General features: G+C 29.3%; 4 protein-coding genes and 1 riboswitch. Of the genes, 1 reads left to right on the top strand and 3 read right to left on the bottom strand.

The features are described from left to right. Window positions 1–34 precede the first annotated feature (34 nt). A riboswitch (purine riboswitch) is annotated at window positions 35–136 on the bottom strand. 182 nt (window positions 137–318) lie between these two features. Next, on the top strand, window positions 319–714 hold the full coding sequence (locus tag QJ521_RS09520; protein ID WP_282840243.1) for a DUF1129 domain-containing protein: 396 nt from the start codon (window positions 319–321) through the stop codon (window positions 712–714). Between the two features lie 49 nt (window positions 715–763). Here QJ521_RS09520 and QJ521_RS09515 read toward each other — a convergent pair whose 3' ends face one another. From QJ521_RS09515 to QJ521_RS09505, 3 genes are read right to left on the bottom strand one after another with little or no spacing between them, the layout of a single operon-like run. Further along, complete coding sequence (locus tag QJ521_RS09515) at window positions 764–1564, bottom strand: DUF4349 domain-containing protein (protein WP_282840242.1); 801 nt, start codon at window positions 1562–1564, stop codon at window positions 764–766. Between the two features lie 15 nt (window positions 1565–1579). Continuing rightward, on the bottom strand, window positions 1580–2446 hold the full coding sequence (locus QJ521_RS09510; RefSeq protein WP_282840241.1) for a hypothetical protein: 867 nt from the start codon (window positions 2444–2446) through the stop codon (window positions 1580–1582). 21 nt (window positions 2447–2467) lie between these two features. Next, window positions 2468–2782, bottom strand: a complete 315-nt coding sequence (locus QJ521_RS09505; protein WP_282840240.1) for a hypothetical protein — start codon at window positions 2780–2782, stop codon at window positions 2468–2470. Window positions 2783–2813: the final 31 nt, after the last annotated feature.

Raw genomic sequence — 2813 nt, 5'->3', positions numbered from 1 at the left:
TAAAAAGTGCGAACAAGAAGTCCGCACTTAAAAAAGTACAAAAAACTTCTCTCATAGTCTGTAAATTTACGGTTTACAGGTAGATACTTTGGGACCATATTACCCGGATTATATAAGAAAATAGTATGTTATATTTATTATTCAATTGTAACTACACAACCATTATAGACTACTCACCTTGAAATTACAAGACAAAATCTAGATGTATTTTTAAAAAATATTGGATAATAAATGATAACATGTTATTTTAATTACTTAACATATATTATCTCTCATTATGGTACAATTAATCTATAAAAAACGTTATTAGGAGAAAGTATGAATAAAAAAAATGGACTTATTATTGCAGGCGTCTTAATTGTTGCGATTATTTTAATCTTTTGGGGAAATAGATTAAATTTTAATTCCACTTTCCCAAGAATCATTTTGATTTCTATGATATTAGTATTGATTCACTATTTACTTTATGTTTTTGTTAAACGAATGAAGCATCCAAAGAGTATTTTCTTATTTTTTGTTACCATTTTATTTGGTGTGATAACTTTTATATTCATGATTCCGTTTGTTATAAACCTAATTCATAGTGTTGGTAATGATGGAGGCTTTAACGAAGATTACTCAGGTGTGTTTCTAATGATTGCTGGGATTATTACATTATTAAGTTTTGCCTTGAGCTACTTTTTTAAAAAAAAGTTAATTAAATCCAAGAGATAGTTTGCAAATGTTTTAATTAATATACCCATGAAAAAAGAACAAAGAGATTTTACTCTCCTTGTTCTTTTTTCGATTTCTTTTTAATAACATACCTTTTTCTAAAATAATAAATGCCATAACCTACGGGACCAAACACAAGAATAAATGGAATAACATTTGCAACAACAATGAACAATCCATCCAAAACAACTAAAACTGCTTTAGTTCCATTTACAAAACCATTGCCCAACCTGTTAAAGAATGGAGATCTCGTGATAACAACACTGCCGTAAAATGTAATGTTGACCTCGCTATAGTCAACAAGGCTATCAAATACACTCAACTCGCCTTCTAAAGCCATTAACTCAACTTCAAGATCGGAAAGTTGTTGATTGATTGTTAGCATGTTGCTAAAGGTTGCATCTTCATAAAGTTCATGCAGTCTTGCGATTTGCAAGTTTAAGGATGTAATTCTATTGGTTTTATTTTGATATTCTAATGAAACATCACGACCTTGTTTGTTAAAACTTCTAACTTGAAAATTAACATTAAGATCTTCAATAAAATTATCAAGACGTTCAGTTTTAATTCTTACTTTGAAACTTGCACCTGTTGAACTAATGTTTTCGTAATCAAACCACTCATCATTTTCAACTAAACCTTTTAGAGTCGTAACACTTTGATTCAAGTTATTGACATCAAATGTGCTATTGACTGTATAAATGATTTTTCTTTCTGGAACACCATTGGATGTAAGAATAATTTGGTCTTGATCATCGGGTCCAAGATCGTCAAAACCACCTTCAGCACTGCATGCTGATAAGAACGAGATAAATGTAATAACAATTAATAATAAAAATAATTTTTTCATGTGCCCTCCCCGGCATTATACATTTTTATTCCCTTCAATAAATAATACATCAGATATTGTATTGGTTAAATGAATCAGATGATTTTTTAGCTCGTCATAACTTTGTTGATCTAATGTCTTAATCTTTCTTTTTGGTTTATGTACATCAACAGCAATGTACATTTTTTGATTCATTGTATTAATAAATAAATGCTTAGGGTTTAACTTGTCATTTATCTTATTAAATATATCCATGATGTAATCGTTGGTTTTCGCACTAGGTTTATCACAAAAAACTTTCAATCCTTTTTCATTAATCGTCCTTGTATAATGAATTTGTGTTCTTGTTGGTCTACCTTTTGTTCTAATCTGAATAGGCTCTACTTGGATGCCATTAATCATAATATAATATCCGTTAAAGTGAACAACTGTAGAATTGTTTGATTGCGTGTAATAATATGTATCATAAATGGAAATCGAATTTCCATGATCACTATGATAGTAAATGCCACATCTTGTGGTGTTTGAAGCAAATTTTGTAAAAAGCAATGATTCTCTAATCAATTCTTTGATTTTAGGATATGCTTCGTATTTAATATCATGCTTTTCGTTATATTGAATCTTTTCAAGAACTTTAGGGTATAGGTATGTATATAAAGGTTTTTCACTAATAAACATACGTCTAAGAATGATATAAACGATACCACAACCAACAAAATTACTGGCAAAAATTAAAGAAATCACAAATATCAATTGATCACTAAAACCATAAATAAAAAATAAGGTAATTGGTATTAGTAAACTTGGTATTGCGATGATGCCAAAGATGTTTGCTATTTTCTTGGTCCTTTTATTGATTAAATCATGATATGTTTGAATCACATTTGATGTTAGATAATTCATTCATCATCCTCCTCTATTGGTTTAGAAACCAAATCTATCTTTAATCATATTTGCTACTACTGATGGCTCAAGATCAGTGTTGTTAATTTTCATATAATGTTTTTTCTTAATTTCACCTTCATACGAATTCAAACGATATTTTTCTTCTATATCTTTAAACATGGCCTCAGAAAACTTGAAATCTCTTTTTGTGGGTTTCTCTTTTAACCTATTTTCAGTCATATTTCGTTTTATCCTTGTATCATATTCGGCTTCAAGTTCAACATAGTACACTTCTGATCCTCTTGAAACAAATAAATCTTCTAATCTTTTGATGTATTCCCGATCAGCTTTCATATCAAACGCCCACGTGAACTACTCCCACCAT

The organism is Peloplasma aerotolerans, assembly GCF_030012175.1.
In the GTDB taxonomy this organism is placed as follows: Bacteria; Bacillota_I; Bacilli_A; order Acholeplasmatales; family Acholeplasmataceae; genus Peloplasma; species Peloplasma aerotolerans.
The sequence above is the reverse complement of the archived record's forward strand: the minus strand, read 5'-3'. Positions and strand labels throughout refer to the sequence as shown.